Origin of the sequence: Herbiconiux flava, from assembly GCF_013409865.1 — a bacterium.
GTDB lineage: Bacteria > Actinomycetota > Actinomycetes > Actinomycetales > Microbacteriaceae > Herbiconiux > Herbiconiux flava.
Window position 1 is genome coordinate 342,363 of the sequence record NZ_JACCBM010000001.1, and the last position, 23,688, is coordinate 366,050.

The window sequence follows — 23,688 nt, forward strand, 5'->3', positions numbered from 1 at the left end:
TCCGACGGGTGTCAGCGCACCGGCACGTGCGCCGACAGATCGGCCCGCTGCCCCGAGGCGTGGATGCGCGCCGTCGCGAGCCCGTCGGCCCACGCGAGCGTTCCGGTGGCGAGCTGCAGCCAGGTGCGGGCATCCATCTCGACCACGTTCGGCGGGGTGCCCCGGGTGTGGCCCGGCCCCTCGATGCACTGCACGGCACCGAACGGCGGCACGCGCACCTCGACGGAGTTGCCCGGTGCCTCGTCGGCGAGCCGCTGCAGCAACCAGCGAACAGCGGATGCACGGGTGTCCCGGCTCGCCGCGTCGAAGTCGCCCGTGGCCGCCGAGACCGCCGCCGACCCCACCTCGTCCGGAATGCGTGCCTTGCCCATGCCTCCACGCTAGCCCGCCCGGCGGCCGTCGGCGGTGCTCGGTAGGCTGTGGGCGTGAAGATCCTCGTACTCGGCTCCGGCGCGCGCGAGCACGCCATCATCACGGCGCTGCGGCGCGAGGGCGACGGGCCGGAGGGCGGGGCGCACGACATCGTGGCCGCCCCGGGCAACGCCGGCATCGCCGCCGACGTGCCGGTCGTCGACCTCGACGCGAACGACCCGCAGGCCGTCACGGGCTACGTGCTCGAGAACGACGTGCAGTTCGTCGTCATCGGCCCCGAGGCGCCGCTGGTCGCCGGGGTGGCCGACGCGCTGCGCACGCGGGGCATCCCCGTCTTCGGTCCAGGCCGGGCCGCCGCCGCGCTCGAGGGCAGCAAGGCCTTCGCGAAACGCGTGATGGAGGAGGCGGGCGTGCCCACGGGCGGCGCTACCACCGCCTCGACGCTGGCCGAGGCCGAGGCGGCCCTCGCCGTCTTCGGTGCCCCCTACGTGGTCAAGGCCGACGGTCTCGCCGCCGGCAAGGGCGTGCTCGTCACGAGCGACCTCGAGGCGGCCACCGCCCACGCCCGGCACTGGCTCGAGCACGGCGACGTGCTGATCGAGGAGTTCCTCGACGGCGAGGAGGTCTCGCTCTTCCTGCTCTCCGACGGCCACTCGGTCGCCCCGCTCTCCCCCGCGCAGGACTACAAGCGCCTCGGTGAGGGCGACGAGGGGCCGAACACCGGCGGCATGGGCGCCTACTCGCCGCTGCCCTGGCTCGCCGACCGCTTCGGCAGCGAGACCGCCTTCGTCGACGAGGTGATCGAGACGATCGCGCTGCCGACCGTGCGGCAACTCGCCTCCGAGGACACCCCGTTCATCGGCCTGCTCTACTGCGGGCTCATCCTCACACCGCGCGGCATCCGGGTGATCGAGTTCAACGCGCGCTTCGGCGACCCCGAGACGCAGGTGGTGCTGCCCCGGCTCGAGACGCCCCTCAGCACCCTGCTGTTCGCCGCCGCGACGGGCACGCTCGAGACGCAGCCCCGTCCCGTCTTCTCCGACGAGGTCGCGGTCACCGTCGTGCTCGCCAGCGAGAACTACCCCGGCTCGCCGGTCACCGGCCGCCGGATCACGGGCCTCGAGGGCGCCGTCGGCGTCGAGGGCGTGAGCGTGCTGCACGCGGCCACCGACCTCGACGAGGTGACGGATGCGGAGGGTCGCCCCGTCCTGCGGGCCACCGGCGGGCGCGTGCTCAACGTGGTCGCGACAGCGCCCTCGTTCGCCGTGGCGCGTGATCGTGTGTACGGGGTGCTGGAGGGCATCCGTCTCGAAGGCGGGCAGTACCGCCGCGACATCGCGGCCCGGGTCGCCGAGGAGGTGCGCTGATGGCCTCGGTGAGCAGCGCATCCGCCCCCGTCGCGCCCGGCTGGCGGCACGTCTACAGCGGCAAGGTGCGCGACCTGTACGTGCCCGCCGACACGGCTCAGGATGCTCGTCCCGCCGCGCTGCTCGTGGTCGCCAGCGATCGCGTGAGTGCGTTCGACCACGTGCTGGAGCCGGGCATCCACGGCAAGGGCGAGCTGCTCACCGAGCTCAGCCGCTGGTGGTTCCACCAGCTGCGCACCGTGCCGAACCACCTCGTGGCCGTGCGGGAGGGGCTGCCGCCGGTGCCGGCGGAGCTCGAGGCGCGGTCGATGGTGGTCAAGTCGCTGGAGATGTTCCCGGTGGAGTGCGTCGTGCGCGGGTACCTCTCGGGCAGCGGCTGGAAGGAGTACCAGGCGTCCGAGAGCGTCTGCGGCATCGCCCTCCCGGCCGGGCTGCACGACGGCGACCGGCTGCCGCAGCCGATCTACACGCCGGCCTACAAGGCGCCGCTCGGTGAGCACGACGAGAACATCAGCTTCGAGCGCACGGTGGAGCTGATCGGACTGTCCGACGCGACGGCGCTGCGCGAGCTCTCGCTCGAGATCTACGAGCGGGCGTCCGCGATCGCGGAGGCGCGCGGGGTCATCCTGGCCGACACGAAGTTCGAGTTCGGGCGCGACCCCGAGACGGGGGCGATCACGCTCGCCGACGAGGTGCTGACCAGCGACTCGTCGCGCTACTGGGATGCGGCGGCCTACGACTCGGGCGAGCGCACCGCGAGCTTCGACAAGCAGATCGTGCGCAACTGGCTCGCGGCGAACTGGGACCAGGTGGGGCCGCCGCCGACGCTGCCGCAGGAGATCGTGGAGCGCACGGCGGCCCGTTACGCGGAGCTGCTGCAGCGCCTCACGGCCTAGCCCCTCGCCGCGGGCCCGGCGACCGGGTCTTCCCGGTGTCGGTGGGGGCGGGTAGCGTCGCTGCATGGACCTCATCCTCATCCCCGGCTTCTGGCTGAACGGCGACTCGTGGAACGACGTGGCGCCCGCGCTGCGCGACGCCGGCTTCACCGTGCACACGCCCACGTTGTCCGGCCTGCACTCGGTCGACGACGACCGCAGCGACGTCACCCTGGCGTCGCAGATCGCCGAGGTGGTGGCGCTCGTCGACTCGATCGAGGCCGGGCGCGAGATCGTGCTCGTGGGGCACTCGGGCGGCGGGTCGATCATCCACGCGGTGGTGGATGCGCGGCCGGAGCGCATCCGGCGGGCGGTGTACGTCGACAGCTGGCCGACCGCCGACGGAGTCGCGATCAACGAGGAGCTCGAGGTGGCGGGCGACGAGGTTCCGCTGCCCGGCTGGGGCGAGTTCGGCGAGGCCGACCTGCGCGGGCTGACCGACGATCTACGGGCGTGGTTCCGGCGCATCGCGATCCCGCAGCCGGTGCATGTGGCGCGCGATCCGCAGCGGCTGCACGACCCGCGCCGCTACGCGGTGCCGGTCACCCTCGTCGCGAGCACCTTCACCCGCGAGGAGCTCGACGGCTACCTCGCGGCCGGCCACCCCTATTTCGCCGAGCTGCCGCACCTGGCGTCGCTCACGGTCGTCGAACTCCCCACGGGCCACTGGCCCCAGTTCACCCGCCCGGCCGACCTCGCCGCGGCCCTCACGGAGGCCGCCCGCGGCTGACCCGGGTCGCCCGCCCCACCCTGGCGGAGCACGCCCTGGACAGGCCGCCCGCGGCTGGCGGGCACGCGACGGGTCAGTCGGCGAGCGGGGTCGGCGGCGACGCGATGGCCGCCGCGACGACGCGGGCCATGGGCTTGCGGATCATGTGGTCGCTCGCGGCGACGACGTGCGTGGTGACTCCGCGCATCCGCTCGATGATCGCCAGGTTGCCCGGCACGAGGAACTCGTCGAGCCGCCCGTAGACCACCTCGATCGGCCGCTCGACCCGAGCGAGGTCGCTGATCACCGTCTGCGACTCGATGCAGTTCTGCAGCGACTTCACGAACGGAGTCCAGTTCTGCTCGGTGATCTCCATCACGTGCTCCACCGGCAGCAGCTTCGACACGACGGCGGCCCGGGCGATCGTGAAGTCCTTGTTCGCGCGGAAGAACTGCAGCGCCTGCAGGTAGCCCGCCATCTGCAGCCGCACCCGCGGGTCGCCGATCTCGGCCGGAGACAGGTACACGGGCGGGCTGACCAGCACGAGCTTCGAGATGTGCTCGAGATGGGTGGCGGCGTAGCGCGCGCCGATCAGGCAACCGAGCGAGTGCCCGACGAGCACGAACGGCTCGGCGAGATGCAGCGAGCGGATGGTGCGCGCCAGCGCCGCCACGTGCTCATGGAGCGTGTACTCGGAACCCTCGGGCTGGGGGCTGCCGCCGAAGCCGAGCAGCTCGATCGCGATCACGCGCTGCTGCGGCTCGACCAGCGGAATCACGAAGTGGAAGGTGGCCGCGCTCGAGGCGATGCCGTGCACCATCACGACGACGGGGCCCGGATGCTCGACCTGCGGTTCCCCGGTGTCGATCGCCACGTGCAGCAGTGGCGCCTTCGGGTCGTGCAGGCCCTCGCGCAGCCCCTCGATCAGATCGCCGACCCGGCCCATGAGCCACCCCGCCCTCGTGTCGCGGGTGCGGCCCGGGTGGGCGCATCCGTCACCCCACTCTGCCCGCTCGGCGCGCGGGGCGCCAGAGCGGGCAGAGGTGGGAGACACGGCCGGCGCCGCGGCGGGACGCCCGGACCGCGGCCGGCGTGCCGGCTACGCGAACGTCGAGGCGTCGATCACGAAGCGGTACCGCACGTCGGAGTTCAGCACGCGCTCGTAGGCCTCGTTGATGTAGTCGGCCGAGATCAGCTCGGTCTCGGGCGCGATGCCGTGCTCGGCGCAGAAGTCGAGCATCTCCTGGGTCTCGCCGATGCTGCCGATTCCCGAGCCCGCGAAGGAGCGGCGGTTTCCGAACAGCGTGAACACGTGCAGCGGCAGGGCCTGGCCGGGGGCGCCGACGTTCACCATGGTGCCGTCGAGCGCGAGCAGCGACAGGTAGGCGTCGAGGTCGATGACCGCGCTGACCGTGTTGATGATCAGGTCGAAGGAGTTCTTCAGGTCGCGGAAGGTCGCCTCGTCCTTCGTGGCGTAGTAGTGGTCGGCGCCGAGCTTGAGCCCGTCGTCCTTCTTGCTCAGGGTCTGCGAGAGCACGGTGACCTCGGCGCCCATGGCGTGGGCGATCTTCACGGCCATGTGGCCGAGCCCGCCGAGGCCGACGACGGCGACGCGCTTGCCGGGGCCGGCGTTCCAGTGGCTGAGGGGCGAGTAGGTCGTGATGCCGGCGCAGAGCAGCGGGGCGGCCTTCTCGAACGGGATCGACTCGGGCACGCGCAGCACGAAGTCCTCGACGACCACGACGTGGGTGGAGTAGCCGCCCTGCGTGATGGTGCCGTCGCGATCGACGCTCGCGTAGGTTCCGGTGTTGCCCTTCAGGCAGTACTGCTGCTGCCCGGCGAGGCAGTTCTCGCACTCGCGGCACGAGTTCACCATGCAGCCGACGCCGACGCGGTCGCCGACCTGGTGCAGAGTGACGTCGGACCCGACCTCGGTGACGGTTCCGACGATCTCGTGACCGACGGTGAGCGGGTACTGCTGGGGGCCCCAGTCGCCGCGTACGGTGTGGATGTCGGAGTGGCAGATGCCCGAGTAGGCGATCTCGATCAGCACATCGTTCGGGCCGAGGTCGCGGCGCTCGATGGTGGTCTTGACGAGCGGCTCGGTGGCAGAGGGGGCGGCGTAGGCGTTGACGGTCAGCATGGGTCTCCTGTTCGGGTGGGCCCTTCCAGCATGACACCCTCTCCGGGCGCCCGCGCTCCTGACGGGGGGTCTACCGTGACCCCTCAGCGGCCCAGGACGACCGCTCAGGCCGAGCCCTCAGGCCGACCGCTCAGGCCGACCGCTCAGGCCGACTGCTCAGGCCGACTGCGTGGCGGCCCACTCCGCGACGCGGCGCGCGCTCTCCTCGGGCGAGACGTCCTCGACGCGGGTCATGATCGACCAGCGCACCCCGAACGGGTCGACGATCGAGGCGAAGCGGTCCCCCGAGACGAAGGTGGCCGGATGCTCGCGCACGACCGCCCCGGCCGCCTCCGCCGCGGCGGCGACCGCGTCGACGTCGGGCCGGTAGAGCGCGAGCGAGAACGACGATCCCGTGGCCGGGTCGGGAGCGACGAGGCCGTAGTCGGGCAGCGCGTCGCTCAGGGTGAGCTGCCCGGTGCCGAAGTCGAGCACGGCGTGGGCGACGAGCTCGGTGCCGTCGGACGTCGGGAAGCGGGTGACGTCGACGACGCGCGCGCCGAGCACGTCGCGATAGAACGCCAGCGCGGCCTCCCCGGGCGAGACCACGAGGTGCGGGGTGAGCGAGGTGGAGCCGTGCGGCAGGCCGCCGGTCGTGTGCACGCCGGTGGCCGCGATCGGGGTGGGGGTCGGGGTGGTCGTCTCATCGCTCATGCCGCCATGCTAGGAAGTACGGCACAGCCGCGTCTTGTACAAGTGCGACAGTCCGACTCATTGCACAGAGGGGGGCCGGATGCCCGAACCGCACTCGAAGGGGCACCTGAACCCCGGCGCGGCCGGGGTCGCCTTCGACCGCTTCGAGCTCGGCCCCGGTCTCGGCGAGCTCGTGCGTCACGTCTGGGTGGTGCGCTGGAGTCTGCCCGATGGGGTGGAGCTGCCGCAGCGGGTGCTGAGCTACCCGGCGGTGAACGTGGTCGTCGAGCCGCACCGCGCGGTGCTGGCAGGGCCCGATCCGCGGCTGTCGGTGCAGCGGCTGGCCGGAGCGGGCTGGGCGGTCGGCGTGCTGTTCCGCCCTGCTGCCGCGGTGGTGCTCTCCGACGGTCCACCCGCGGACGCCGTCGGGCGGGAGGTCCCCTACGCCGGGGGTCCGCTGCACGAGGTGCGCGCGCTGCTGACGGAGGCGCCCGCCGAGGGCGCCCGGCAGCGCCTCGTCGAGGTGCTGCGCCGCTGGCTGCTGCCCCTCGCCGACGGGGTGGACGAGCGCGGCCGGCTGGTGAACGCGGTGTGCCGGCGGGCCGAGGAGGACGCCACGATCCTCCGGGCCGCCGAGCTGGCCGAGCACGCGGGGGTGTCGCTCCGCTCCCTCGAGCGGCTGCTCCACGAGCGCGTGGGCGTCGGGCCGAAGTGGCTGGTCGAGTGCCGCAGGCTGCAGGAGGCCGCGACCCGGCTGCACGCGCATCCGGAGACCCCGCTCAGCGACCTCGCGGCTGAACTCGGCTACACCGACTACCCGCACTTCTCGCGCCGCTACGCCGCGGTGCTCGGCGAGACCCCCGACGAGACGCGGCGGGCCGGCCGCGCCGCGCGCTGACACGCCGGACGGGTCACGCCGGTCGGGTCACGCCGGACGGGCCTGAGCCCGGCCACCGCACGACGGGCCGATCAGGCGATGTCAGCGCGCCGCCGCCGCCAGCACCCGCGCCGCCTCGCGCGCCGCCCCCGCATTGCTCACCCCGGCCCGCGACCCGGCGAGCTTCGCGGCGATGTGCTCGCCGACGGTCACGGGCTCGTAGAGGTTCGGATGCTCGGCCGAGACGCACGACGGCAGCGTCGCGATCACCGCGTCGACGTCGCCGTCGTGGAAGAACGCGGCCGACCGCCGGCGCTCGATCGTGCCGTCGACGATCGGGGGCTTCACTCGGTGCAGGGTCGACATCCAGCGCTCGTTCGTCCAGCGGGCGGTGAGGTCGCCGAGGTTGATCAGCAGGGCGCCGTCGGCGGGGCTGACGTCGTTCCACGAGCCGTCGGCGCCGAGCACCTGCAGCCCGCGCACCTGGTCCGCCCAGAGCACGGTGACGATGCCGTAGTCGGTGTGCTCGCCCATCCCGGTGAGCTCGCCGTCGAGGTCGACGGTGCCGGGCGGGAGGGCGTAGTTGTTCATCCGCAGCACGTCGAGCGAGTGGCCCGTGAAGGCGTCGAAGAAGCCCGCGGGGAGGCCGAGGGCATCCGCGAAGATGTCGGTCATCGTGTTCGCCACCCGCTTGGCCTCGGCGAAGTAGGCCTGCACGCGCGGCTGGAAACCGGGCGCCGCAGACACCGGCCAGAGGTTCTCGGCGTAGTTCTCGGCGTCGAGCTCCACGCCCGGGTAGTCGCTCTGCGCGGCGCCGACGTTGAACGCCTCGAAGAAGTCGTTCATGCGGCTGGCCGACTCGACGCCGAGGCTCAGGCTCAGCGACTCGGACTTCGGCGCCGAGTAGCCCCGGTTGACTCCGGGCGGCGTGCGGAAGGTCTTCTTCGTCTCGAGGTCGAGGGCGAAGAACTCGTCGAGCGCGTCGGCGAGCCCCCGCTGCACCACCGGGTCGATGCCGTGCCCGAGGATCTGGATGAACCCCACCTCGGAGCACGCGGCGTCGATCGCTCGGGCGACGGCGGCGCGCTCCTCGGCGCTGCCGCCCGCCACGTAGGGCGCGATGTCGATGACGGGTACCTGGAACGTCACGGCGGGCCTCCTGCCTGGGGCTCTCGCGAGCCCGGGACCTCGAGGCTAGCGGCCCGCCGTTACGGGCGTGTTAAGCGCCCGGATCGTGCGTCGCCCGCGTCGGCGCCGTCGGTCAGAGGTTCGACTCGGGGCGGATCTCGTCGTACTCGTCCTGGTTCAGGATCTCGGAGACCTCGTGGAAGCGGTACTGCGCCGTCGCGGGGCCCTCGGCCTCGGGGGCGTCGGGCACGAGGGAGTAAACGACCTGGCCGTCGCTGTAGGGGAGCACGAGCTCCTCGGGCGCTCCGTCGTCGAGCGGGATGGTCTGGTCGTCGAGCGGGCCGCCGGAGAGGTGCGCGAGTGCGGGTGTAGTCATGCGACCAGGGTACCCGGATGCCCGTGCCGGCCGCTCGCCGTCTGGGTGTCGCCTGGGCATCCGGTGTGCGCCGGGCCGCGTTCGGGCACACTGGTCGCGAGCGAGGGGGTCGCGGTGATCGACAGCGGGGTGCAGGGGTCGGTGCGGATCGAGCCGCGCGGGCCGTTCTCGCTCGCGGCGGGCATCCGGTTCCTCGAGGGGTTCACGCCGGCGGCCCGCGAGGAGGTCGGCACCGAGACCCTCGACGTCGCGTTCGCCCTCGAGGGCTCGTGGCGCACGGTCGGCGTCTCGCTGAGCCAGGACGACGGCGGCACCGTGCGCGGCCGGCTGTTCGCGGAGCGGGCTCTCGGCCGGTCCGGGCTCTCGGCGGCCGCGGCGCAGCTGGCGCGCATCCTGGCGCTCGACGTCGACGGGAGCGGATTCGCCGACGTGGGCGAGCGCGACCCGGTCGTCGGCGCCCTGCAGCGGCGGTACCCGGGCCTGCGTCCCGTGGCGTTCTGGTCGTGGTACGAGGCGGGGGCCTGGGCGATCATCGGCCAGCGCACCCGGATGACGCAGGCGGCGGCGCTGAAGCAGCGGATGGCCACGGAGCTCGGCGAGACCGTCGTGGTCGACGGACGGCCACAGCAGGCCTTCCCGGCGCCGCGGGTGCTCGCCGGGCTGGAGTCGTTCCGCGGGCTGCCCGGGCCGAAGGTCGAGCGGCTGCGCGCACTCGGCTCGGCGGCGGCCGCGAACGTGCTCGACAGCGCGCGCCTTCGGGAGATGCCGCGCGAGGAGGCACTGGCCGCGCTGCAGGAACTGCCGGGGATCGGGCCGTTCTCGGCCGAGCTGATCCTGCTGCGGGGAGCCGGCGACCCGGATCACGCCCCGGTGCACGAGGGGCGGCTCGCGCTCGCGGTGCAGCACGCGTACCGGCTGCCGGAGCCGCCGACGCCCGACGAGCTGACCGCGCTCTCCGCGGGGTGGGCGCCCTACCGCACCTGGGTCACGCTGCTGCTGCGCGTGGCGCTCGACGCGGACTCGTAGGCGTCAGCGCGGGCGCACCGCCTCGGCGGCGAACCGCGACCACAGCGCCGAGTGCTCGAGCGGCAGCGCCACCCAGTCCTTGAAGGGGCGGCCCTTCCCGCCGGGATCGAGCAGCCCGGCGCCCTCGACCGCACGCGCCTCGGCGAAGGCCGGTGTGCCGGCGCCGAGCTTGAGCCCCAGGGCGTCGCCGTTCAGCACCGCGAACATCGTTCCCGCGAGGGTGAGGATCGGCCGGCCCATCATGCGTGAGCGAGCGATGCCCGGGTCGCCCAGCTCGGCCACCACGAGGTCGAGCGCCTCGAGGGCCTCCTGGGAGCTGACCGGCACCGCCATGCGGGCATGCTACTCCGTGCTGCCATTCCGCGGCTCCGCCGGCGGCCGCTCGGCCAGCAGCAGCCCGGCCCGTTCGGCGAGCGCCGCCACCGCGAGCGTGGTGCGGTCGCCGAGGTAGGGCCCGACGAGCTGTGCGCCGACGGGCAGGCCCGAACGGCGGCCGAGTCCGACGGGGATCGCGGTCGCGGGGTTCCGGCCGATGGTGGCCAGGCGACTCCAGTCGCCCACGAGCGACGACGGATGCGCCTGCCCGTCCACGTCGATCGTGCGCCGGGCGGCGGGCACCTCCGAGTGCTCCGGAGCGGTCGTCGGCACGATCGGGGCGAGCACGACGTCGATGCCGTCCGGGCGTCCGACCCCACGGAACAGCGCGCTCCACCGCTCGGTGACCGTTCGCTGCCTCTCCCAGGCCCGCCACACGTCGCCGATGCCCGGAAGGGGGTCGTCAGGGGCATCCGTCGCCGTGTTCGCCAGCTCGATCTGCTGCAGCAGCGCGAAGAACTCCAGCGCCTCGGCCCCGGCGACGGGCGGATGCCCGAGCCCGACCAGCTCGCAGCCGGCCTCCTCGAGGCGCCCGGCGAAGGCACTGATCGCCTCGGCCGTCTCGGCGTCGACCGGCAGCTCCGGATCGCTCCACAGCGCGACACGCGTCCCCGCCAGGCCCGAAACGCGGGACGGCGGCAGCGCGAGGCGCCAGCCCCCGGCCTCCGGCTCGGCGGGGCCCGCGACGACGTCCATCAGCAGCGCGAGGTCGCGTGCCGAGCGGGCGAGCGGGCCCGACGCCGAGAGCGGGGGCTCGAGCATCCCGCCGCCCGGCCAGGGCAGGTGCCCGCGCTTGGACACCGTGCCCGTGCTCGGCCGGTGCCCGAACACGCCGCACCAGGCGGCCGGGATGCGGATCGAGCCGGCGAGGTCGCTGCCCAGCTCGCCCGCCGCGAACCCCGCTGCCACTGCCGCGGCCGATCCCCCGGAGGAGCCGCCGGGGGTGCGGGTGAGGTCCCACGGGTTGGCGGTGCGTCCGAAGTCGTCGTTGGCCGACTGGCTGTCGGCGAGGAGGAGCGGCACGTTGCTCTTGCCGAGCATCACGGCGTCGGCGCCGCGGAGGCGGGCCACCGCCGGGGCGTCGTCGGCGGGCATCCGCGAGTCGCTGAGCCGGCCCTGGCTGGTGCGGAGGCCCCGCACGTCGAAGGAGTCCTTGACCGTGACGGGCAGGCCGGCCAACGGGCCGAGCGGCTCCCCCGCCTCGCGGCGGCGGTCGATGTCGGCGGCCTGCGCCCTGGCGCCCTCGCCGTCGACGGTCACCAGCGCGAGGAGCCCGGGGTTCTGCCGGCCGATCAGCGCGAGGTGCTCGTCGACCAGCTCGACGGCCGACACCTCCCGGCGCCGGAGCGCCCCCAGGAGGTCGTAGGCGTCGTACTCGTTCAGCGCTGCATCCACCGCGCCATCCTGCCCCACGCGCGTTGCGCGCGTGTTTCGCGGCCCGCCCCGAGCGGCCGGCGTCGGCCCGCCGGCCTCAGGAGGCGTAGGCGCCCACGAGGCGCACCGCGCCGCCGTCGACGCCCTTGGCGCCCTGCTCGAAGCCGTCGGAGGCCGCGAAGGCGCGCTCGGCCGTCGAGACCGTGCCGACCGGCCAGGTGCGGATGCCCTCCGCCTCGATGGCCGCCGCGACGCCCGCTGCCGAGGCCGCCGAGACGACCGCGAAGAAGCCGATGCCGAGGTTCCAGGTGCCCTCCGCCGACTCCAGCGTGGAGCCCGCGAGCGAGGACAGCACGCGGAACACCGGCGCCGGCGACCACGTCGAGCGGTCGACCTCGACCCAGGCGCCGCGGGGCAGCACCCGCGCCAGGTTCGCCGCGATGCCGCCGCCCGTCACGTGCGAGAGCGAGTGGATCGCGCCCGAGAGCGCCGGCTGCGCGAGCACCCGCACGAGCGGTCCCGAGTACAGCCGGGTCGGCTCGAGCAGCACCTCGCCGACGACCCCGCCGAAGTCGGCCGAGTGGTCGGAGTAGGACAGCGAGGCGTCGGCGAGGATCTTGCGCACCAACGAGTACCCGTTCGAGTGCAGCCCCGACGACTCCAGCGCGAGCACCACGTCGCCGTCCCGCACCCGCTCGGCCCCGAGCAGCGCGTCGGCCTCGACCGCGCCCACCGCGGCTCCCGCGACGTCGTAGTCGTCATCGCCCATCAGCCCCGGATGCTCGGCCGTCTCTCCCCCGACGAGCGCCGTTCCGGTCTCGGAGCAGGCCGCGGCGATTCCCGCGACGATCGTGGCGATGCGCTCGGGCACCACCTTGCCGCAGGCGATGTAGTCGGTCATGAACAACGGCCGGGCCCCCACGACGACGATGTCGTCGACGACCATGCCCACCAGGTCCTGCCCGATGGTGTCGTGCTTGTCGAGGGCCTGCGCGATGGCGATCTTGGTGCCGACGCCGTCGGTCGAGGTCGCGAGGAGCGGATGCTCGAACTGCTTCAGTGCCGACACGTCGAACATCCCGGCGAACCCGCCCACGCCGCCCAGCACCTCGGGGCCGTGGGTGCGCTGCACCGCCGCCTTCATCAGCTCGACCGCGCGGTCGCCCGCCTCGGTGTCGACTCCGGCGGCGGCGTAACTGTTGCTCATGCGCTCATTCTCCCAGGCCGGGGCCCGGGATCAGAACCCGCAGGGCGCGAGCTGCTGCACGGCGGGCGTGAGCGCCGTGGTGCCGCCGAGCAGCACGACGTCGTCGGCGCCGAGCCGGGCGATGCCGGCGAGCACCCCGCGGGGCACGCAGTCCCCGGGCACGACGTACAGCGGCGCATCCTGGAGCCCCGCGAGCACCCCGCCGGCCAGCGCGTCGGGGAAGTTCAGGCCGGTCGCCAGGTAGACGGTGTCCGCCTCGTCGAAGGCGTCGGCGTTCAGGGCGACGGAGGTCGCGTAGCGGTCGTCGCCGCTCACCCGGGTGACGGCGGCCGGAACCCCGGCGCTGAGCGAGTCGAGCACGCCCTCCGAAACGCTGAAGCGGCCGCCCGCGACGGTCAGCGACGTGCTCTTCAGGGTCTGGAAGAGCTCGAGGGTGGGCGTGTCCGCTGCCGCCGCCGGGCCGTTCACGAGCACCACCGGCTGACCCTTCGAGCCCGCCGCGCCACCCGCCGAGAGGGCGTCGGCGAAGCCGCCGCCGGTCGCCACGTAGGCCTGGGGCGCCGACCCGAAGGCGTCGGCCACGACGGCCCGGCTCGCGGCGTAGCGGTCGGCTCCGGCCAGGCGGTCGACCCGCGCATCCGGAACCAGCTGCTGCAGTTCCGCGCGCACGGCGTCGCGCACCGAGTCGGTGCCGCCGACGATCACGATGCGCGCCGGCTTCAGTGCGGCGATCTTCGCGGCGACGACCTCGGGCACCGAGTCGGGGAGCACCGGCAGCAGGGGGCCGCCCTTCGCGACGGCGGCGGGACCGGCGCTGAGCGCATCCGGGTAGTTGGTGCCCGTGGCCACGTAGACCACGGGGGCGGTGCCGGGGAAGGCCTGGTCGGCGACCGCCACGGCCACGTCGAAGCGGGTCGCGCCGTCGAGCCGGTCGACCGCCGGGCGGTCGGCGACGAGCACCGTGCCGGTGACGGCCGGCGAGCGCTGGAGGCCTGCGCCGTAGCTCGTGAAGAGACTGACGCCGTGACTGCCGGCGCCGAGGCCCGCTGCGTCCGGGATCGACCACCGGCCGTCGGCGCCGACCGGGATCAGCCGCTCGGGACCGCCGTCGACGGAGAGGTGCACGGTGTGGCGCAGTCCGCCGCCCGGCACGGTGCCGGTGGCCGCCTCGCCACGGTAGAGCGGCACGCCGCCGAGCAGGGTGTCGCTGCCGGGGGCCGAGACCGAGACGAGGGGCTCCCACGAGGTCTGCACGTCGAGGGCGCTCTCGAAGAACTGCGAGTCGATCGGGAAGGAGCCGGTGGTGCGGCCGGTCTCGCCGCAGCCCGTCTTGTAGTCGCCGAAGGAGATGACACCGACCGCGTAGGAGCCCGAGATGACGGCACCGCCGCTGTCGCCGGTGAGCGCGCAGACGTTCGAGAGGAAGGCGTTGACGTCGGTCGTGCCGATCGTCGAGGCCCTGTCGACGGCGCTGACGGTGCCGCAGGTCCACCCGGTCTTCCGGCCCGACTTGCAGATGCTCTGGTTCACGACGGCCCGGGTGTAGTCGCGCACCGTGGCTCGCTGGCCCGCATCGGCCGAGCCCTGGTTGCCGCCCCAGCTGCCGACGGCGGGCACCGGGGTCCAGGCGGGGGCCGTGGCGTAGAGGGCGGTGTCGTAGTAGTCGCCGAACTTCAGAGAAGCGGACAACGGGGAGCCGAGGTGGGTGCCGGCGACGGTCGGGTTCTGGCCCGGGCGCTGCTGCTCGAGCGAGAAGACGCGGCCGCCGTACGCGGCACCCGGGGTGACGCAGTGGCCGGCGGTGAGGAACTGGGCGGCGCCGGTCGCGGTGTCGACACCGTTGAAGCCGACGGAGCAGAAGTAGTCGTAGACGCCCTTGTGGTCGTAGTAGCCCTGGCCGCCGACGAGGTCGCGCAGCAGCTCGGCGTCGGGGAGGTCGACCCTCTGGCGGGCGGGGGCGCCGGGCGTGCCGGGCTGCTCGCCGGGCTCGCCGGGGGCGGCCGGCTGCTCGCCCACCTCGGCGATCGCGCCGGCCTGCTCGACGGCGGACGCGTCGGCCTCGGTCGGCACCGACACCACGAGCTCGGTGCCTTCGAGCCGTGAGCCGAGCACCGTGGTGCCGGCGGCCTCGAGCGCGTCGACGACCCCGACGGCGGTCGCCGCCGCGTCGGCCTGCGCGTAGAACTGCTCGGGCGTGATGCCGAGGTCGCGCCGGAGCGCCTCGGCGAGCTCGGGCGGCGCCTCGGCGGCCTCGGCGGCGTAGGCCTGGAGCGGGAAGTCACCCATCACCACCGGGCCCGGATCGACGGGCGCGGGCGTCTCGTCGGCGCGCGCGGCCGACGCCGGAACCGCGAGGAGCGCCCCCGCGAGCAGGGCGACGGCGGTCAGCGACCCGGTGACGGCGGTGCGGACGGTCATGGTGCTGCCTCTCGGTCGGCCGAGGGCGCGTGCCGCCACCCGAGGGCAGTCCAGGTGATCGGAGTCCCCCGGCTCGATCCCCTTCATCGTACGTCGCCGCCCCGAGCCGCCGTCAACCGCGCGGGTCGACCGCGTCGGCGGCCGCTCAGAACCCGCAGGGCGTCAGCGCCGCCACCGCCGGGCTCAGCGCGTTCACGCCGCCGAACAGCACGATCCGCGTCGCGCCGAGCGTCTTCACGTCGGCGAGCACCCCCTGCGGCACGCAGTCGCCCGGCACCACGTAGAGCGGAGCATCCGATTTGCCGGCCAGCACGGCCCCGGCGAGGGCGTCGGGGAAGTTGGTGCCGGTCGCGAGGTAGACGGTGTCGCTCGAGGCGAACGCAGAGCGGTTCAGCGCGATCGAGGTCTGGTAGCGGTCGGCCGCCGAGACCCGGTCGACGGATGCGGGAACCGCCCTGAGGGAGGTCTTCACTCCCTCGGACACCGAGTTGGGCCCGCCCACCACGGTGATGCTCGTCGTCTTCAGCGAGCGCAGGAGCGACAGGGTCGGAGCATCCGCCGCCGTCGCGCCGCCGTTCACCAGCACCACCGGCTCGAGCGCGGAGCCGGCCGCCCCACCCGCCGAGAGGGCGTCGGGGAAGTTGCCGCCCGTGGCCGTGTACGCGTGCGTCGCCTCGTCGAAGACGGCAGCGACCACCGCGCGACTCGCCTCGTAGCGGTCCGCACCCGAGAGCCGCTCGACCGCGACCCCGTCGACCAGTCCGCGGAGCGTCGTGACGACCGCCGACGACACGGCCGCCGTGCCGCCGACCACGACGATGCGCTGCGGGGCGAGGGCCCGGATCTCGTCCGCCACCGCGGTCGGCACCCCGGTCGGGGTGACCAGCAGCAGCGGCCCGCCCTCGGCGACCGCCGCCGGGGCGGCGCTGAGCGCATCCGGGTAGTTCAGACCGGTCGCCACGTAGACGACCGGTGCTGTCGTCGGGAAGGACGCCTGGGCGACCTTCACGGCGCCCTCGAACCGGTCGGCGCCGGCGATCCGCTCGACGTCGCCGACGAACAGGGTGCCCGAGACGGAGGCCGAGCGCGACTGCGCGTCGTCGGGGCCGAACGTCGAGTACGCCGTGTAGCTGTGGGCGCCGGGCGTGAGACCGGCCACCGACACGTTCCACGAGCGGTCGGTGAAGACGTCGGCGAGGTGGGACGGGCCGCCGTCGACGCTGATCGTGACCGCGTAGTTGCCCGTGCCGCTCGGCAGCGTCCCGGTGATCGGCTTGCCCGCCGCCATCACGGCGTTCACCACCGGCCGGGGTGCCTCGACCTTCAGCCACCAGTTCGTCGCCAGGGTCACGATCGAGCCGTAGGGCTGGCCGCCCTCGGAGCCGCCGATCATGGGGAAGACCGCGGTGACACCCGACGGGGTGCAGGAGTCCTCGGTGCCGCCGGAGATGAGGCCCAGGGCATACGGGCCGGACACGACCGCGCCGCCACTGTCGCCGTGGTCGCTGCAGAGCCCGCGGACGATGTCGACGTTGACCTCTTCGCCGCTCACGGGGATCAGCTGGTCGACCGAATCGACGATGCCGCAGCTCCAGCCGGTCGTGCGGCCCGACTTGCAGACGCTCTGACCCTCGATGGCGTCGCCGTAGTCGCGGACGGGCTGGGGCGTGCCCGAGGTCACCGAGCCGTTGTTGGCGCCGGAGTTGTAGGTGCCGACCACGCCACGGGCGTTCCAGCCCGACGCGGAGTCGACGAGGCCGGCGTCGAACTCGCCGCCGAAGCGGAAGCTCCCGGCGACCTGCTGCCCCAAGCGGGCACCGAGGCGGCCGTTCGGGTCGTTCGGTCGGCTCTCGATGATCTGATCGACCCGGCCGTCGTCTCCGGGGAGCTCGCAGTGGCCGGCGGTGACGAACCGCGCCCCGCCGCTCGCCCGGTCGATGCCGTTGAACGCCGTCGAGCAGGAGTAGCCGCCGGTGGAGTCGGCGAAGTAGTAGCCCTGACCGCCCACGAGGTCGGCGAACGACTCGAACTCCTCGCCCGCGTAGACGTCGCGACCGGAAGCCGCGCCCACCTCGGCGACGGCGTTCGCCGCCTCGACGGCGGCGGCGTCGTCGGCGCTCTCGACGGTCACGACGAGGCGGGTGCCCTCCAGGCGGGACGAGGCCACCGCCACGCCCTCGAGCTTCAACGCGTCGACCACCTGCGTGGCGGCGGCGGCCGCGTCGGCGTTGGCCAGGTACTCCTCCGGCGTCGAGCCGAGGTCGGCCGACAGCGCCTCGACCAGCTCGGGCGGCAGCTCGGCGGCGGCCGCGGCGTAGGTCTCGAGCGGGAGGTCGGGCATCACTGGGCGCTCGGCGGGGGCGGAAGGAGCGCTCGGCGCGGGCGTCGGCTGCTCGTCCGCCCCGGCGGCGGGGGCCCCGAGGAGGGTGCCGGCCGCGAGGGCGGCGACGGTCAGGGCGCCGAGCACGCCGGCACGGCGGAGACGGGGGCGGCGAGCGCGCAGGTGCACGGGGGCCTCTCGATCGTGCCGAGAGCGGATGTCGCCATCCGGGGTGTCGTCGCTGACGCTCACGAGTCCCCCGGCTCGGATCGTGCTCATCCTATGGTCGCCGGCGGGCACGATCCGGGCCGCGCGGCGTCCCAGTTCGGGGGCCAAGCGGGGCCGGCGGAGCGGAAGCACGGCCGAGCGTGCCGAGTCCGGAGGCCCGCCCGACCCTCGCCGCGCCGGGTCAGTCCTGCGACTCGAGGAGGGCTGCCGCGTCGGCGACCTGGCCGAAGAAGAGGGCCTGGTCGGTGAGCTCGGCCGGGTCGCCGGAGGAGCCCTGGATGCTGATCGTGAAGGCGCGTCCGTCGGAGCGCTCGAGGTACCAGGAGCCCGCCAGCACGCCGACCGAGCTGCCACCCTTGAAGGCGATGTACGACCACGCGTCGCTCCCGGTGATCTCCTCGCCGAGCCCGGGGTTGATCGCCAGGATCTCCCGCACCGGCGCACCCGTCGGCGCCTCCGCCTTCTGCTGCAGCCCGCGGTGCACGGCGACGAGGTCGTCGGGCGTGGTGAACCAGTCGAGCCCCTGCTCCCAGACCGGGGTCGTCACGGCGGCGACGTCGACGTCCAGCAGCCCCGTGGGGAGGCCGGCCAGCAGCGCACGGCGACCGTCCGCGTCGGCCGAGGCCCACTCCGCGGCCGACGAGGGAGAGCCCCAGCCGAGCTCGAACAGGGCCCGCGTCGTCAGCAACGGGGTGTTCTCGGCGGGGTCGTGGTGGCCGAGGTCGGCGAACGACCGCTCCACCGCCTCCGGCCCCACCGTCGCGATCAGCAGGTCGGTCGCCGTGTTGTCGCTCTCCGAGATCATCGCGGCAGCCGCATCCTGGACCGTGATGACCGTGCCGCTCGGCTCGGTGCGGAGGTCGCCCGAGGGCAGGCTCTTCACCGCGTCGGTGAGGGTCAGCGGGGTGTCCCAGGCGAGCGTGCCGGCCCCGACCGCGTCGGCGACCGCGCCGAGCACGTAGAGCTTGAACATCGAGCCCGAGGGCTTCGACTCGTCGGGGTCGCTCTGGCCGGGGCTCGTCGCCTCGAGGATGCGCTCCCCGCTCGTCACGTCGGTGACGACGAGCGTGGTGTCGGAGGCGAACTGCGCGATCGTGTCGTCGAGCTCCTGCCACGAGGCCGCCGGCACCCGGTCGGCCGCCGAGGGGCTGAACAGGATGCCGTTGATCAGCTCCTCCCCGTCGAGCGAGAGCTGCAGGTCGAGCTTCTGGCCGTCGCGGTCGACGATCGTGATGAGCGCCTGCCCCTCGGCCGACTGCACCGAGGTGGGCACCCAGGGGCCGGATGCGCGGAGCCCTGTGAACACCTCGGCCAGCTGCGCGGGCGTCAGCTGCGAGGCCACCGAGGGCGAGAGCCGCTCGGTGGCCTGGCCCTCGATCTGGTCGGGCTCGGTGGGCTCGGTGCTGATCGACTCGATCACCCAGGCGGCGTGCTCGCCGACCGCGGTGTCGGGCAGGGCGACGGCGGTGGGCGATCCGCTCGAGGCGGCGGAGGCCGCCGGGGTGCCGCCGGGCGCGCCGGCGCCGCCTCCCGCGCAGCCCGCGAGCAGGGCGGCGGTCGTGAGGGCGAGGGCGGCGAGCGCCGTGCGGGCCGGGGCGGTGCGCGGTGTGGAGGGCATGGGTCCAGCCTTCCGAGCGGGCCCGGGATGCGCATCCGGCGGCCGGGGGAACCTCCTCCCCCTCGTGGTGGAGTCGCGCATCCGCTATTCTTTGAATGTTCATTCAAGGAACGGAAGCAGGCAGCCATGACCCGGCCCCTCCCCGCCTACAGCCACGTGCGCCGCACCGACCCCGCGATGCTGCGGGAGTCGCTGCGCGACGCGAGCACCACGCCGTTCTGGCTCGACTCCCCCGGGGCGCCCGACCCCGAACCCCCGCTCGAAGGTGCGACGACGGCGCAGCTCGGGGTGGTCGGCGGCGGATACTGCGGGCTGTGGACGGCGCTGCGGGCCAAGGAGCGCGACCCCGCGGCCGACGTCGTGCTGCTCGAGGGCCGTCGCATCGGCTGGGCCGCCAGCGGGCGGAACGGCGGCTTCTGCGAGAGCAGCCTCACCCACGGCTCCGAGAACGGCGAGCGCCACTTCGCCCGCGAGCTCGACGTGCTCGACCGGCTCGCGGCCGAGAACTTCGCCGAGCTCGCCGCGACCCTCGAGCGCCACGGCATCGACGCCGAGTACGAGGAGACCGGCGTGCTCGTCGCCGCCACCGAACCGCACCAGGTCGAGGGGCTCCGCGCCTCGGTCGCGGGCGACGACGTCTACCTCGACCGCGCCGAGCTCGACGCGCGGTCGCTGCCCGCCGTCTACCGCGCGGCCGTGCAGAAGCACGCCGGCTACGCCTACGTGAATCCCGCGAAGCTCGCCTGGGGGCTGAAGGCCGCCTGCCTCGCCCTGGGCGTGCGCGTCTTCGAGGGCACGCCGGCGCTCGGGCTGCACGACCTCGACGATCGCGTGCGGGTCTCGACGCCGGCCGGCGCGGTCACCGCCGACCGCGTCGCCCTGGCCACGAACGGCTTCCCGTCGCTGCTGAAGCGCACGCGGCTGTACACCGTGCCGATCTACGACTACGTGCTGATGACCGAGCCGCTCAGCCCGGCGCAGCTGGCCGGGATCGGCTGGGAGGGCCGGCACGGCGTCACCGACTCGTCGCGCCAGTTCCACTACTCCCGCAAGAGCGCCGACGACCGCATCCTGTTCGGCGGCTTCGACGCGATCTACCACCCCGGCCGCCGCATCCGGCCCGCGCAGGATCAGCGGGAGGAGACCTTCGAGGCGCTCGCCGACCACTTCTTCACCACCTATCCGTCGCTGGCGGGCATCCGCTTCACGCACAAGTGGGGCGGGATGATCGACATGTCGACGAAGCTCGTCGCCTTCCACGGCCGGGCGCTCGGCGGCAAGGCCGCGTACAGCGCCGGGTACACGGGGCTCGGGGTCGCCGCGACCCGCTTCGGCGCCGACACGATGCTCGACCTGCTGAGCGGGGAGGACAGCGAGCGCACGCGGCTGTCCATGGCCAGGCGGAAGCCGGTGCCCGTGCCGCCCGAGCCGTTCGCGACACCGCTGATCGAGCTGATGCGCCGGGCGGTGGTGCGCTCCGACGAGCGCGGCGGCAAGGACGGGCCGCTCCTGAAGCTCGCCGACGCGTTCGGCGTGGGGTTCGACTCGTGAGCGGGTCGCGGATGCCCGAGCCGCCGCTGGGCGACCTCGCCCTCGTGCCCGGCCGCGCCGTCGACCTGCTCGCGCTGGCGCTGCCGCTCGCGCCGGTCGCCCCGTCCGACGTCGAGGAGGGCGAGCCGCGGGCCGGCTCCCGAACGCTGACCCGCCCGGGGAGCCCGAACAGCACCGGCGGCGAACTCGGCGTCTGGACGCTCGAACCCGGCGTGGTCACCGACGTCGAGATCGACGAGACGTTCGTCGTGGTCGCCGGCCGGGGCACCGTCGAGATCGAGGGCGGGCCCGCCGAGGAGCTGCGGCCGGGCATCCTGATGTCCCTCACGGCGGGGATGCGCACGCGCTGGACGATCACCGAGACCCTGCGCAAGGTGTACCTGCTCTGACGACCGGCAGGATGACCGCCCGGGCACGGTAGAATCGCTGCAATGTGCGGCATCGTGGGCATCGTTTCGGCTGAGCCCGTCAACCAACTCGTCTACGACTCCCTCCTGCTGCTCCAGCACCGCGGGCAGGACTCGACCGGAATCGCCACCGCCGAAGGCAGCGTCTTCCACATCGTGAAGGCCAAGGGCCAGGTGCGCGAGGCCTTCCGCACCCGCGACATGCGCTCGCTGCTCGGCACCATGGGCCTCGGGCACGTGCGCTACGCCACCCAGGGCCAGGCCTCGCAGGAGCAGGAGGCGCAGCCCTTCTACGTGAACGCGCCGTACGGCATCATCCTCGTGCACAACGGCAACCTCACGAACACCCGCGAGCTCACCAACGAGCTCTACAACATCGACCGCCGGCACCTGAACACCAGCAGCGACACCGAGGTGCTGCTGAACGTGTTCGCCAACGAGCTGCAGTCGCAGATCACCGGTCTCTCGCTCGATCCCGACCAGATCTTCACCGCCGTCTCGCGGGTGCACGAGCGCGTCGAGGGCTCCTACGCCACCATCGCGATGATCGCCGGGCACGGGCTGCTGGCCTTCCGCGACCCGTTCGGCATCCGCCCGCTGACCATCGGCAGCCGCCTGCTGCAGAACGGCCAGATGGAGTACGTCGTGGCCTCCGAGTCGCTCGTCATGGAGAGCCTCGGCTACCAGGTCGTGCGCGACGTCGAGCCCGGCGAGGCCGTCTTCATCACGCTCGACGGCGAGCTCATCGCCAAGCAGTGCGCTCCGGATGCGCGGCTCATCCCGTGCTCGTTCGAGTACGTGTACCTGGCCCGCCCCGACTCGGTGCTCTCGGGCATCTCGGTCTACGAGGCCCGGCTGCGCCTCGGCGACTACCTGGCCGACACGGTCGCCCGCTACACGCCGATGGGCGACATCGACGTCGTCATGCCGATCCCCGACTCCTCGCGCCCCGCGGCGATGCAGGTGGCCCGCAAGCTCGGCGTCGAGTACCGCGAGGGCTTCTACAAGAACCGCTACGTCGGCCGCACCTTCATCATGCCCGGGCAGGCGGCGCGCAAGAAGTCGGTGCGTCAGAAGCTGAACGCCATGTCGAGCGAGTTCAAGGGCAAGAACATCCTGATCGTCGACGACTCGATCGTGCGCGGCACGACCTCGAAGGAGATCGTCGAGATGGCCCGCCAGGCCGGGGCCAACAAGGTCACCTTCGCGTCGGCGGCACCGCCCGTGCGCTACCCGCACGTCTACGGCATCAACATGCCGTCGCGGCACGAGCTCGTCGCGCACGACCGCAAGATCCCCGAGATCGCGGCGGCCATCGGCGCCGACCACCTCATCTACCAGGAGGTGGAGGACATGCGGAAGGCGATCACGCAGGGCTCTCCCGACGTGCACGACCTCGAGATGAGCTGCTTCACGGGCGAGTACGTCACCGGCACGGTCACGCCGGAGTACCTCGCGTGGGTGGAGAAGAACCAGCTCTCCTAGGCTTGGCGCATGCCTACCCCTGACTTCGTCCTGACCCTGCGCGAGAAGATCGGGCACGACCAGCTCTGGCTGACCGGGGTGACCGCGGTGGTGCTGCGGCCGTCGACGGTTCCGGATGCTCCCGCCGACGTCGTGCCGGGGGCCGTCGCCGACGTGCTGCTCGTGCGACGCAGCGACAACGGCGCCTGGACCCCCGTGACCGGCATCATCGACCCCGGTGAGGAGCCCGCCGTGGCGGGCGCTCGTGAGGTGCTCGAGGAGGCCGACGTTGTCGCCGAACCGGTCAGCCTGGCGTGGGTGCACACGCTGCCCGAGGTGGTCTACGACAACGGCGACCGCACGCTGTACCTCGACCTCTGCTTCCTGTTCCGCTACGTCTCGGGCGAGCCGTTCCCCGCCGACGGCGAGAACACGGAGGCGGCCTGGTTCCCGCTCGACGCGCTGCCGACCATGAGCGAGGAGATGCGCGCGCGCATCGACGCGGCGGTCGCCGGCGAGGCCGCGGCGCGTTTCGAGTTCTAGGCCCGGCGCTCCAGGGCGCCGCGGGCGTAGGCCGCCTGGCCCGCGTGCTGCAGGTCGTCCGAGAACACGCTGACCAGCCGCACCGCCAGCGTGACCGGCGGGTTCCAGTGCTCGTCGACGACGCGGTCGAGCGCGGCGTCGTCGAGGGTGCGGAGGTAGGAGCCCGTCGCCGCGCGCACGGCGTCGTGGTAGCCGAGCAGACTCTCGGCCGTGACGCCGGGGCCGGCCACCCTCCCGACGTCGGCGGAGCTCTGACCGTAGCCCGTGGCATCCGGGGCGAAGGGCAGCCCGAAGCGCTCGGCCCACCCGCCCGAGAGCCACACCTGTTCGGAGCCGGCCGCGTCGGCCACATGGTCGTCCTGAACCCGGGTGAGGTGCCAGACGAGCCAGGCGATCGTGTTGGCGCCGGGATCGACCCGTGCGGTGAGCAGCTCGGGGTCGATGCCGTCGAGGGCGGCCGCCACCGTGTCACGGATGCGGCCGAAGCCGTCGTCGAGGATGTCGATGCTCGTCGTCATGGGAACAACACTAGGCACAGGCGACTTCACGCGCCGCCCCCGGTCGGGCCGCGCTTTCAG

22 protein-coding genes are annotated in these 23,688 nt (G+C 73.5%); 9 read left to right on the top strand and 13 right to left on the bottom strand.

Features of this window, described 5'->3' with window-relative positions; translation table 11 throughout:
• Positions 1-11: 11 nt before the first annotated feature.
• A complete protein-coding gene (locus BJ984_RS01645) occupies positions 12-371 on the bottom strand; it encodes a sterol carrier family protein (protein ID WP_179546545.1) in 360 nt (119 codons plus the stop codon).
• A 54-nt stretch (positions 372-425) separates the two neighbouring features.
• Here BJ984_RS01645 and purD point away from each other — a divergent pair, with 54 nt between their 5' ends.
• The 3 genes from purD (at position 426) to BJ984_RS01660 (ending at position 3,404) form a co-directional block, all read left to right on the top strand.
• Positions 426-1,739, top strand: coding sequence for a phosphoribosylamine--glycine ligase (purD, locus tag BJ984_RS01650; RefSeq protein WP_179546546.1), 1,314 nt, complete (start codon positions 426-428; stop codon positions 1,737-1,739).
• Positions 1,739-2,635: a phosphoribosylaminoimidazolesuccinocarboxamide synthase gene (locus tag BJ984_RS01655; RefSeq protein WP_179546547.1), complete on the top strand. Its 897-nt coding sequence runs from the start codon at positions 1,739-1,741 to the stop codon at positions 2,633-2,635. The genes purD and BJ984_RS01655 overlap by 1 nt, the downstream gene beginning before the upstream one ends.
• Before the next feature lie 64 nt (positions 2,636-2,699).
• A complete protein-coding gene (locus tag BJ984_RS01660; protein WP_179546548.1) occupies positions 2,700-3,404 on the top strand; it encodes an alpha/beta fold hydrolase in 705 nt (234 codons plus the stop codon).
• Positions 3,405-3,477: 73 nt separating this feature from the next.
• On the opposite strand, the gene BJ984_RS01665 is transcribed toward BJ984_RS01660, so the two are convergent.
• From BJ984_RS01665 to BJ984_RS01675, 3 genes are all read right to left on the bottom strand, one after another.
• Positions 3,478-4,437 carry an alpha/beta fold hydrolase gene (locus tag BJ984_RS01665; RefSeq protein ID WP_271206353.1) on the bottom strand — a complete coding sequence of 320 codons (960 nt, stop codon included), beginning with the start codon at positions 4,435-4,437 and terminating at the stop codon, positions 3,478-3,480.
• A 45-nt stretch (positions 4,438-4,482) separates the two neighbouring features.
• The gene (locus BJ984_RS01670; protein WP_179546549.1) at positions 4,483-5,526 is read right to left on the bottom strand and encodes an NAD(P)-dependent alcohol dehydrogenase; all 1,044 of its coding nucleotides are present in this window, start codon (positions 5,524-5,526) and stop codon (positions 4,483-4,485) included.
• Positions 5,527-5,682: 156 nt separating this feature from the next.
• Positions 5,683-6,219 (bottom strand): VOC family protein, encoded by a 537-nt coding sequence (locus tag BJ984_RS01675; protein ID WP_179546550.1) that lies wholly within the window; start codon positions 6,217-6,219, stop codon positions 5,683-5,685.
• Positions 6,220-6,298: 79 nt separating this feature from the next.
• Here BJ984_RS01675 and BJ984_RS01680 point away from each other — a divergent pair, with 79 nt between their 5' ends.
• On the top strand, positions 6,299-7,096 hold the full coding sequence (locus BJ984_RS01680; protein ID WP_179546551.1) for an AraC family transcriptional regulator: 798 nt from the start codon (positions 6,299-6,301) through the stop codon (positions 7,094-7,096).
• Between the two features lie 81 nt (positions 7,097-7,177).
• On the opposite strand, the gene BJ984_RS19020 is transcribed toward BJ984_RS01680, so the two are convergent.
• On the bottom strand, positions 7,178-8,224 hold the full coding sequence (locus BJ984_RS19020) for an isopenicillin N synthase family dioxygenase (RefSeq protein ID WP_179546552.1): 1,047 nt from the start codon (positions 8,222-8,224) through the stop codon (positions 7,178-7,180).
• A 112-nt stretch (positions 8,225-8,336) separates the two neighbouring features.
• Positions 8,337-8,579, bottom strand: a complete 243-nt coding sequence (locus BJ984_RS01690) for a response regulator (RefSeq protein ID WP_173182481.1) — start codon at positions 8,577-8,579, stop codon at positions 8,337-8,339.
• Between the two features lie 114 nt (positions 8,580-8,693).
• On the opposite strand from BJ984_RS01690, the gene BJ984_RS01695 reads away from it, so the two are divergent.
• Positions 8,694-9,605: a DNA-3-methyladenine glycosylase family protein gene (locus BJ984_RS01695; RefSeq protein ID WP_218869949.1), complete on the top strand. Its 912-nt coding sequence runs from the start codon at positions 8,694-8,696 to the stop codon at positions 9,603-9,605.
• Between the two features lie 3 nt (positions 9,606-9,608).
• Here the strand turns inward: BJ984_RS01695 and BJ984_RS01700 are convergent, their stop codons facing one another.
• The 6 genes from BJ984_RS01700 to BJ984_RS01725 all read right to left on the bottom strand — a co-directional run bounded on the left by BJ984_RS01700 (position 9,609) and on the right by BJ984_RS01725 (position 19,145).
• The gene (locus BJ984_RS01700) at positions 9,609-9,938 is read right to left on the bottom strand and encodes a hypothetical protein (protein ID WP_179546553.1); all 330 of its coding nucleotides are present in this window, start codon (positions 9,936-9,938) and stop codon (positions 9,609-9,611) included.
• 9 nt (positions 9,939-9,947) lie between these two features.
• Positions 9,948-11,375: an amidase family protein gene (locus tag BJ984_RS01705; RefSeq protein WP_179546554.1), complete on the bottom strand. Its 1,428-nt coding sequence runs from the start codon at positions 11,373-11,375 to the stop codon at positions 9,948-9,950.
• Positions 11,376-11,451: 76 nt separating this feature from the next.
• Positions 11,452-12,561, bottom strand: coding sequence for a phosphoribosylformylglycinamidine cyclo-ligase (purM, locus tag BJ984_RS01710; protein WP_179546555.1), 1,110 nt, complete (start codon positions 12,559-12,561; stop codon positions 11,452-11,454).
• Positions 12,562-12,591: 30 nt separating this feature from the next.
• The gene (locus BJ984_RS01715) at positions 12,592-14,979 is read right to left on the bottom strand and encodes a cell wall-binding repeat-containing protein (RefSeq protein WP_179546556.1); all 2,388 of its coding nucleotides are present in this window, start codon (positions 14,977-14,979) and stop codon (positions 12,592-12,594) included.
• Between the two features lie 145 nt (positions 14,980-15,124).
• A complete protein-coding gene (locus BJ984_RS01720) occupies positions 15,125-17,578 on the bottom strand; it encodes a cell wall-binding repeat-containing protein (protein ID WP_179546557.1) in 2,454 nt (817 codons plus the stop codon).
• A gap of 130 nt (positions 17,579-17,708) precedes the next feature.
• Positions 17,709-19,145: a serine hydrolase gene (locus BJ984_RS01725; RefSeq protein ID WP_179546558.1), complete on the bottom strand. Its 1,437-nt coding sequence runs from the start codon at positions 19,143-19,145 to the stop codon at positions 17,709-17,711.
• A gap of 126 nt (positions 19,146-19,271) precedes the next feature.
• On the opposite strand from BJ984_RS01725, the gene BJ984_RS01730 reads away from it, so the two are divergent.
• The 4 genes from BJ984_RS01730 to BJ984_RS01745 are packed head-to-tail and all read left to right on the top strand — an operon-like array spanning position 19,272 to position 23,110.
• A complete protein-coding gene (locus tag BJ984_RS01730) occupies positions 19,272-20,696 on the top strand; it encodes an NAD(P)/FAD-dependent oxidoreductase (RefSeq protein ID WP_218869950.1) in 1,425 nt (474 codons plus the stop codon).
• Positions 20,693-21,085, top strand: coding sequence for a cupin domain-containing protein (locus tag BJ984_RS01735; RefSeq protein WP_271206354.1), 393 nt, complete (start codon positions 20,693-20,695; stop codon positions 21,083-21,085). The genes BJ984_RS01730 and BJ984_RS01735 overlap by 4 nt, the downstream gene beginning before the upstream one ends.
• A gap of 42 nt (positions 21,086-21,127) precedes the next feature.
• Positions 21,128-22,588 carry an amidophosphoribosyltransferase gene (gene purF / locus BJ984_RS01740; RefSeq protein ID WP_173182473.1) on the top strand — a complete coding sequence of 487 codons (1,461 nt, stop codon included), beginning with the start codon at positions 21,128-21,130 and terminating at the stop codon, positions 22,586-22,588.
• 9 nt (positions 22,589-22,597) lie between these two features.
• Entirely contained in the window at positions 22,598-23,110 is a 513-nt protein-coding gene (locus BJ984_RS01745; protein ID WP_179546559.1) for an NUDIX hydrolase, read from the top strand.
• Here the strand turns inward: BJ984_RS01745 and BJ984_RS01750 are convergent.
• Positions 23,107-23,628, bottom strand: coding sequence for a mycothiol transferase (locus tag BJ984_RS01750; protein WP_179546560.1), 522 nt, complete (start codon positions 23,626-23,628; stop codon positions 23,107-23,109). The genes BJ984_RS01745 and BJ984_RS01750 overlap by 4 nt on opposite strands.
• Positions 23,629-23,688 lie beyond the last annotated feature (60 nt).

What these genes read in the sequence shown, in the direction of transcription:
- BJ984_RS01645 (WP_179546545.1), bottom strand. Translation starts at nt 371, where the DNA reads ATGGGCAAGGCACGCATTCCGGACGAGGTGGGGTCGGCGGCGGTCTCG.
- BJ984_RS01655 (WP_179546547.1), top strand. Translation starts at nt 1,739, where the DNA reads ATGGCCTCGGTGAGCAGCGCATCCGCCCCCGTCGCGCCCGGCTGGCGG.
- BJ984_RS01660 (WP_179546548.1), top strand. Translation starts at nt 2,700, where the DNA reads ATGGACCTCATCCTCATCCCCGGCTTCTGGCTGAACGGCGACTCGTGG.
- BJ984_RS01670 (WP_179546549.1), bottom strand. Translation starts at nt 5,526, where the DNA reads ATGCTGACCGTCAACGCCTACGCCGCCCCCTCTGCCACCGAGCCGCTC.
- BJ984_RS01675 (WP_179546550.1), bottom strand. Translation starts at nt 6,219, where the DNA reads ATGAGCGATGAGACGACCACCCCGACCCCCACCCCGATCGCGGCCACC.
- BJ984_RS01680 (WP_179546551.1), top strand. Translation starts at nt 6,299, where the DNA reads ATGCCCGAACCGCACTCGAAGGGGCACCTGAACCCCGGCGCGGCCGGG.
- BJ984_RS01690 (WP_173182481.1), bottom strand. Translation starts at nt 8,579, where the DNA reads ATGACTACACCCGCACTCGCGCACCTCTCCGGCGGCCCGCTCGACGAC.
- BJ984_RS01700 (WP_179546553.1), bottom strand. Translation starts at nt 9,938, where the DNA reads ATGGCGGTGCCGGTCAGCTCCCAGGAGGCCCTCGAGGCGCTCGACCTC.
- purM (WP_179546555.1), bottom strand. Translation starts at nt 12,561, where the DNA reads ATGAGCAACAGTTACGCCGCCGCCGGAGTCGACACCGAGGCGGGCGAC.
- BJ984_RS01715 (WP_179546556.1), bottom strand. Translation starts at nt 14,979, where the DNA reads ATGACCGTCCGCACCGCCGTCACCGGGTCGCTGACCGCCGTCGCCCTG.
- BJ984_RS01720 (WP_179546557.1), bottom strand. Translation starts at nt 17,578, where the DNA reads ATGAGCACGATCCGAGCCGGGGGACTCGTGAGCGTCAGCGACGACACC.
- BJ984_RS01725 (WP_179546558.1), bottom strand. Translation starts at nt 19,145, where the DNA reads ATGCCCTCCACACCGCGCACCGCCCCGGCCCGCACGGCGCTCGCCGCC.
- BJ984_RS01730 (WP_218869950.1), top strand. Translation starts at nt 19,272, where the DNA reads ATGACCCGGCCCCTCCCCGCCTACAGCCACGTGCGCCGCACCGACCCC.
- purF (WP_173182473.1), top strand. Translation starts at nt 21,128, where the DNA reads ATGTGCGGCATCGTGGGCATCGTTTCGGCTGAGCCCGTCAACCAACTC.
- BJ984_RS01745 (WP_179546559.1), top strand. Translation starts at nt 22,598, where the DNA reads ATGCCTACCCCTGACTTCGTCCTGACCCTGCGCGAGAAGATCGGGCAC.
- BJ984_RS01750 (WP_179546560.1), bottom strand. Translation starts at nt 23,628, where the DNA reads ATGACGACGAGCATCGACATCCTCGACGACGGCTTCGGCCGCATCCGT.